Source organism: Methyloversatilis discipulorum (assembly GCF_018780585.1).
Classification (GTDB): domain Bacteria; phylum Pseudomonadota; class Gammaproteobacteria; order Burkholderiales; family Rhodocyclaceae; genus Methyloversatilis; species Methyloversatilis discipulorum_B.
The window spans coordinates 21,998-28,763 of sequence record NZ_JADMJL010000042.1 but is presented as its reverse complement, the minus strand read 5'-3'; the positions used below and the strand labels follow the sequence as shown (position 1 = coordinate 28,763).

The following is a 6,766-nucleotide window of genomic DNA, read 5'->3' as shown; positions in this document are numbered from 1 at the left end:
AGTCCCCAGGCTCCGATACAGGCCGCTGTCGCGGTCAGAAGACCGCCCGCACGGCGCGCACCGCCGGACGCGCGTGAATCAGCTTACTGACCGCCAAGCAGCGGATGTGCGGCTTCCGGCCGCAGCACCGCCGCATCCCACCCGAACGGCTCTGCAAGCCGCTCGAAAGCCGTGCCCGGCCCGCAGCGCAGTTCGATGCCGGCGCCGCTGAGCGGGTGACGGATATGCATATGTATACAGGCAAGCAGCAGCCGCGACTCGCCGCACAGGCCGGCGACGTAGCGGTTGTGCGCGCCCTTGCCGTAGGTCGCGTCGCCGATGACCGGATGGGCGATGTGCTTCAGGTGACGGCGTATCTGGTGCGTGCGGCCAGTCAGCGGCATCGCCTCGACCAGCGCGTAGCGGCTGCTCGGGTAGCGGTCGATCGCCACCGGCATTTCGGCCACGGCCAGGCGGCGGTAGCGGGTGACGGCCGGCTGTGCCGCCACCGGTTCGGCGCCCTCGCGTGCGCCGCGCGGGTCGATCGCGTCGTCGATGCGGCGCAGCGGGTGGTCGATCTCGCCCGACTCCGGCGGGTGGCCACGCACCACGGCGAGGTAGCGCTTGGCTGGCAGGTGTTGCGCGAACTGCTGCGCCAGCGCGTGCGCCGACACGGCGTCGAGCGCGAACACCAGCACGCCCGAGGTGCCGCGGTCCAGCCGGTGCACCGGCCACACGCGCTGCCCGATCTGTTCACGCAGCCGCTGCACCGCGAACTCGGTTTCGTGGCGATCGAGCGCCGTGCGATGCACGAGCAGGCCGGACGGCTTGTCGATGGCGATCATGACCTCGTCGCGGTACAAGATGTCGAGCATGTAGACGTCCGCTTCCATGAGAGCCGCGGATCATGCCCCAGCAGATCGAGGAATGGCACGGGTAATCGATGTAAACCAAAGTGATATGCCAAAGATATGTCCGGCATGAACCTTGTCCATGATCAACATGAACATGAGCATGGCGCGGCACCATGCGGCCGTCCGGTCCTCGCTGGCCCACCCGGGCTGACTGCGCGGTCGCAGCGTGCGCGGCGTATGCCACTGACCGGCCACACCACCCATCCGAGGTCGCCCAGAACATGCACTTCACGCCCGCCCCTGCCCTGCCCGACGAGGCCGAACGACTCGCCGTGCTGGCCGAGTACGCCATCCTCGACACCGACGCCGATCCGCTCTACGACGACTTCGTGCTGCTGGCCACCCGGCTCTGCGGGACACCGATGGCCTATATCAGCCTGATCGACCGCGACCGGCAGTGGTTCAAGGCGCGTACCGGCGGCGGGCCCGACGAGACGCCGCGCAGCAGTGCGCTGTGCGGCCACGCGATCGCGCAGCGCGAAGTGTTCGTGGTCGAGGACACGCACGCCGACGTGCGCTTCGCCGGCAATCCGCTGGTCACCGGTGCGCCGCACATCCGCTTCTACGCCGGCGCGCCACTGGTGACGCCCGAAGGTCATGCGGTCGGCGCGCTGTGCGTGGCCGACCACGTCGCCCGCCAGCTCAGCGCCGGGCAGATCGAATCGCTGGCCGCACTGGCGCGTCACGTCGTATCGCAACTCGAACTGCGTCGCGCCACGCTGCGACAGGAACGCACCCTGTGCGCACTCGAAACGTCGGAACGCCGTCTGCGCGACATGAACGAACACCTCGAAGAGCGCGTCGCCGCGCGCACGCTGGAACTGCGCCAGCTCAATGACGATCTGGCCGCCTTTGGCTATTCGTGCGCACACGACCTGCGCACGCCGCTGCGCGCCATCGACGGCTTCTCGCGCATCCTGCTGGAAGAGGCGGCGGCCAGCCTGAACGACGAACAACGCCTGTATCTGGACCGCATCGTCGCCAACACGGTGCGCATGGGCGAGCTGATCGACGCCATCCTCGACTTCTCGCGCATCGGCAGCAAGTCGCCGCAGGTACAGCGCATCAACCCGGCCGCTCTGGTGCGCGAGGTGGTCGCCTCGCACCCCGGCTACCGCGACGACAAGCGCGTCAAGGTCGACATCGGCACGCTGCCCGACACGCTGGCCGACCCGGTACTGTTCCGTCAGGTGTGGCAGAACCTGATCGACAACGCGCTGAAGTTCTCGCGCGCGCAACCGCGCAGCGAAGTGACGGTGGAAGGCTGGATAGAGTCGGGCCGCGCCTGCTACGCGGTCAGCGACAACGGCCCCGGCTTCGACCCGTCGCAGGCGCACCGGCTGTTCCGCGTATTCGAACGCCTGCACCCGGCGGCCGAACATCCGGGCGTGGGCGCAGGCCTGGCCATCGTGTCGCGCATCGTGTCGCGCCACGGCGGGCGCATCCGCGCCGAATCACCGCCAGGCGGCGGCGCCCGCTTCATCGTCGAAATGCCGCTGGCGCGCGCCAGCGCGCTCACCCGCGTGGCCGAGCCGGAAACGGCCGCCGCCTGAACCTGCCTCACCTGACGCGAACCGGCGGACGGTGCTAGATTGACAGCACCATCCAGCGGGAGGTGAGTCATGACTGATGCGCGCACGTGTGAATACGTCGTCGACCTGACGAATCATTCCAACCGCCTGCGGCTCGAATCCGCCGTGCCGGGGCGTCCGATGAAGGTGGTGGTGCGTGACCCGGCGCAGCCGGACGGGCCGGCGATCCACGGCACCGGCCTGCTCAGCGCCGACGGCCGCAGCTTCGCAATCGACATCCCGACGCCGTCGGGGCTGCACCATCAGGCCTGTGACTGGGCGAAGCTGAGCGCCGAACTGAACACCTATTCCGAGTTCGATTGACGCAAGCGGACGCGACCGCGCCGCTCAGCGCTCGCGTCGCCCGTCCGGCAGACCGAGCGCGCGCCAGCCGTCGATGCCCAGTTTCTGCAGCGTCTCGATATTGCGCTCATAGATGCTTTCCGCCTCCGGGAAGGCATCGACCGCGCGCGTGACACTGGCCTCGCGCAACAGATGTATGGTCGGAAACGGCGCGCGGTTGGTGTAGTTGCCGATGTCGTCCGGCTCGGTATCGGCGAACTGCCACTGCGGGTGGAAGGCGGCGACCTGGATCACGCCTTCGTGGCCCAGCTCGCTGACCGCTTCGTCCACGAGATCAAGGAAGTCGTTGAAATCGAGGAAATCCTCCAGCAGCGAGGCATGCATGATCAGCGTGGTATCGACCTGCTGCGGGTCGGCTTCGGCAAGAAAGCTGATTTCGCGGTCGATGTCTTCGAGCAGACCGTCGAGGTGCTTCGCCTCGCTCACCACGTAACGCACCTGCTCCTTCACATACACCGCCTTGGCGAACGGGCACAGATTGAGCCCGATGACCGCCTTCTCGATCCAGTTACGGGTGGTGGCGATGATTTCGTCCTTGTTCATCAAGCAGAATCTTCCAGCAGGAATTGTTCGACCGGCGCGGTCTGCGCGATGTCCATGAACATCGGCGCGTGACCGACACCGGGTATCTCGAGCGTGCGCGCCTTAGGGCCGCGCTCGCCCATCTGCATCAGCGTGTCGTGCGTCAGCAGGTCGGATTCTGCACCGCGCACGCACAGCGTCGGGCAGCGTATCGCGTCGTAGAGGTTCCACAGTTCGATGTCGCCGAGGAACTGCATGGCGGCGAGCGGTTTGCCGATGTCCGGGTCGTAGCCCATTTCGAAACCGCCCTCCGCCGTCGGCCGCGTCACGTGCACGGTCAGGTGGCGCCACTGTGCGTCGGTCAGCGGGCCGAAGGGCGCGCTGACCACGCGGATATAGCGCTCGGCCTCGTCCAGCGACGCGAACTTCGGCGCCTTGCCCACGTATTCCGCGATGCGTCGCAGACTGACCGCGGTCACCACCGGACCGACGTCGTTCAGTACCATGCGCGTGACCGGCGTCTGCGGCAGCGCGGCCAGCGCCATGCCGATCAGCCCGCCCATCGAAGTACCGAACCAGTGCACCTGCTCGACGCCGAGGCGGGCGATCAGCGTCACCATGTCGCCGACGTACTGCGGCACGCCATAACCGGCCGCATCCGGCAACCAGTCACTGCGACCGCGCCCGACCACGTCGGGGCAGACCACCCGGTAATGCGCCGACAGGCGCTGCGCGAGGAAATCGAAATCGCGGCCGACCCGGGTCAGCCCGTGCACGCACACCAGCACTCGCGGATTGTCCGGCTCGCCCCACTCGGCATAGGCCATCCGGTGCAGCCCCTTCGGGTTGGCGCACTGCACGTGCAGCAGCCGCGGCTGTTCGCTCTGCCGCGCCCGTCCGAACCATCCCGCCACCTTGTCGATCACGCCCATGTCGTCCCTTCCCTCGGCCCCTGGCCCCTGGCCCCTAGCCCCTAGCCCCTAGCCCCTAGCCCCTAAAACCCATTGTGCCAGTAGCGCGCGTCCTGCTCGCGGCTGCGTTCGATCGCGATGCCCGCCGCCGTGAAGCGATAGCGCATGGCGCCGTCGCGGTCGCTGCGCCGCTGGGTCGCGCCGGCGGCCTCGTAACGCGCAGCGACGGCCGGATGCGGATGATTGAAGCGGTTGCGATAGCCGACTGCATGCACCACCTCGCGCGCCGCCACCGCATCGACAAAGGCCTGCGTGGAAGACGTGCGACTGCCGTGGTGCGGGCTGACCAGCAGGTATGCAGCCAGCGGCGCACCTGCCGCCACCAGCGCGCTTTCTCCGTCGGCCAGCAGGTCGCCGGTGATCAGCGTGACGCCGTGCGCCGACTGCACCCGCAGCACGCAGGACAGCGCGTTGCTCGAACGCGCACCGCGCGCCACGGCCCCCGGCGGCGGGTGCAGCAGTTCGAACCGCACGCCGTCGGCGGACCACCGCTGTCCGGCGGCGCAGTCCTCCGTGTCCGGCCGCAACAGCCGCAGCCCGTCGTGCGCCGGTACCGACGACAGCACCCGTTCGACCGGCATGCCATCGAGCAGCGAAGCCGCGCCGCCCGAGTGGTCGCTGTCGGCGTGGCTGACCAGCAGCTGGTCGAGCCGGCGCACGCCGACAGCGCGCAGGTAAGGCAGCAGCAAGCGCTCGCCGGCATCGGCTTCGGCGCCATAGCGCGGGCCGGTGTCGAACACCAGATCATGCGTGGCCGTCTGCACATGCACCGCCAGCCCCTGCCCGACGTCGAGCACGGTGACCGTCATGTCGCCGGGCGACGGTCGCGGCGGCGTGAAGAGCAGCAGGGGCAGCATCAGCGGCAGCGCGAGCGCGCGCCCGCTCCACCCGGCGGGCGCCAGCGCGCAGCCGGCGCCGACCACGCCTGCAGCAACCGCCCACGACGGCGGTGCGGCGCCGTGCCACAGCGCCCAGTCCGGCGTCGTGAGCAGCGCCGCCACGCTCATCAGCATCGAGGTCAAGGCGTGCGCGCTCAGCAGCAGCAGGTCGATCGGCAGCAGCACTGCCAGCAGGGCCAGTGGCGTGATCAGTCCGCTGACCAGCGGTATCGCGAACAGATTGACCAGCGGTGCCAGCAGCGACATGCGGCCGAACAGCGCAAGCGTCAGCGGCGCCAGCCCGACGGTGATCGCCGCCTGCGCCCGCAGCCAGCGACGCAGCGGGTGAGCGGCGCCGACGCCGCTTGCTGCCGCATAGAAGAGCAGCGCCACGGCACCGAAGGACAGCCAGAAGCCGGCGTCGATCACCGCCAGCGGATGCAGCGGCAGCACGACGGCCACCGCCAGCGCCAGCGCGCGCGAGGGCGACGAGAAGCGCCCGGCCAGCAGCGCAAGGCTGGCGGTGGCGAGCATGATGAGCGTGCGCTGCGCCGGAATGCCGAAGCCGGCCAGCGCGCAGTAGGCGGTGGCGGCCAGCAGCCCGGCCAGCACGCCCGCCCGCTGGGCCGGACAGCGCAGCGCCAGCGCCGGCACGCGGCGCCAGACCGCCGCACACAGCCAGCCGGCCAGCGCCGCCACCATGGTCACGTGCAGGCCGGAAATCGACACCAGATGGGTCAGGCCGGCGCGTTCGAACAGATCCCACTGCGCCGGCGGAATCGCGCGCTGGTCGCCGATCGCCAGCGCGATCAGCACGCCCGCCCAAGGATGGGTGACGGATACACCGTCGACCACACCGAGTGCGCGTTCGAAGCGCTCGCGTACCGCCTGCCGCGCGCGCTGCACGGCGTAGCCGACGCCCACTGCCTCGGCGTCGAGCATGCGCGGCACGGCGTCGCCGGAAATACGTACGTGACCGGTGGCGCCGATGCCGCGTGCGAACAGCCAGCCCTCGTAGTCGAAGCCGTGCGGATTCATGTTGCCGTGCGGCCGCTTCAGTCGCACGCGCAACTGCCAGCGACTGCCGGCCGGCAACGCGGGGCGCGCCGGCGACGCCTGCTCGCCGCGCGTGTCGTACCAGTTCAGCACGATGCGCGCCGGCACACCGGGCGGCGCCTGCTCGACGTCGAAATCGAAGCGCAGACCGCGCTCGATACGCACCGGCAAGCCCGCGACGACGCCGCCGATGTCGATGTCACGTCCTTCGAGTGCGCCCTCCAGACGCCCGTCGAGCTGCGTCAGCCCCCATCCGGCAGCCCAGCAGAACGACGCCAGCAGCACACCGAGGCAAGACAGCCCACGCAGGCGGCGCCCAGCGAGCATGCACACCAGCGCCAGCACGGCCAGCGCGCCGAGCTGCGGCCAGTCGGGCAGCCGTGCGAGCCGCGACGCCAGGAAGGCGCCGGCCACCAGTGACGATGCGAGACGGATGGACATTCATCGATTATCGCCCAACCACCCATATGGCATATCTCGATGACACCCTCCGCCACCCGCGGCCGGAACCT

At 69.4% G+C, this 6,766-nt stretch carries 6 protein-coding genes; 2 read left to right on the top strand and 4 right to left on the bottom strand.

Annotation, left to right across the window (positions count from 1 at the left end):
- Positions 1 to 83: 83 nt before the first annotated feature.
- A complete protein-coding gene (locus IV112_RS17375) occupies positions 84 to 854 on the bottom strand; it encodes a pseudouridine synthase (protein WP_304005629.1) in 771 nt (256 codons plus the stop codon).
- 260 nt (positions 855 to 1,114) lie between these two features.
- Between IV112_RS17375 and IV112_RS17370 the strand changes: the two genes are divergently transcribed.
- Positions 1,115 to 2,446, top strand: coding sequence for a sensor histidine kinase (locus IV112_RS17370; RefSeq protein WP_304005626.1), 1,332 nt, complete (start codon positions 1,115 to 1,117; stop codon positions 2,444 to 2,446).
- A gap of 69 nt (positions 2,447 to 2,515) precedes the next feature.
- Positions 2,516 to 2,788, top strand: coding sequence for a hypothetical protein (locus tag IV112_RS17365; protein WP_304005624.1), 273 nt, complete (start codon positions 2,516 to 2,518; stop codon positions 2,786 to 2,788).
- 24 nt (positions 2,789 to 2,812) lie between these two features.
- Here IV112_RS17365 and IV112_RS17360 read toward each other — a convergent pair whose 3' ends face one another.
- The 3 genes from IV112_RS17360 to IV112_RS17350 form a co-directional block, all read right to left on the bottom strand.
- Positions 2,813 to 3,370: a DUF1415 domain-containing protein gene (locus IV112_RS17360; protein WP_304005621.1), complete on the bottom strand. Its 558-nt coding sequence runs from the start codon at positions 3,368 to 3,370 to the stop codon at positions 2,813 to 2,815.
- Positions 3,370 to 4,281: an alpha/beta fold hydrolase gene (locus IV112_RS17355; protein WP_304005618.1), complete on the bottom strand. Its 912-nt coding sequence runs from the start codon at positions 4,279 to 4,281 to the stop codon at positions 3,370 to 3,372. The genes IV112_RS17360 and IV112_RS17355 overlap by 1 nt, the downstream gene beginning before the upstream one ends.
- Before the next feature lie 62 nt (positions 4,282 to 4,343).
- Positions 4,344 to 6,695 (bottom strand): ComEC/Rec2 family competence protein, encoded by a 2,352-nt coding sequence (locus tag IV112_RS17350; RefSeq protein ID WP_304005615.1) that lies wholly within the window; start codon positions 6,693 to 6,695, stop codon positions 4,344 to 4,346.
- Positions 6,696 to 6,766: the final 71 nt, after the last annotated feature.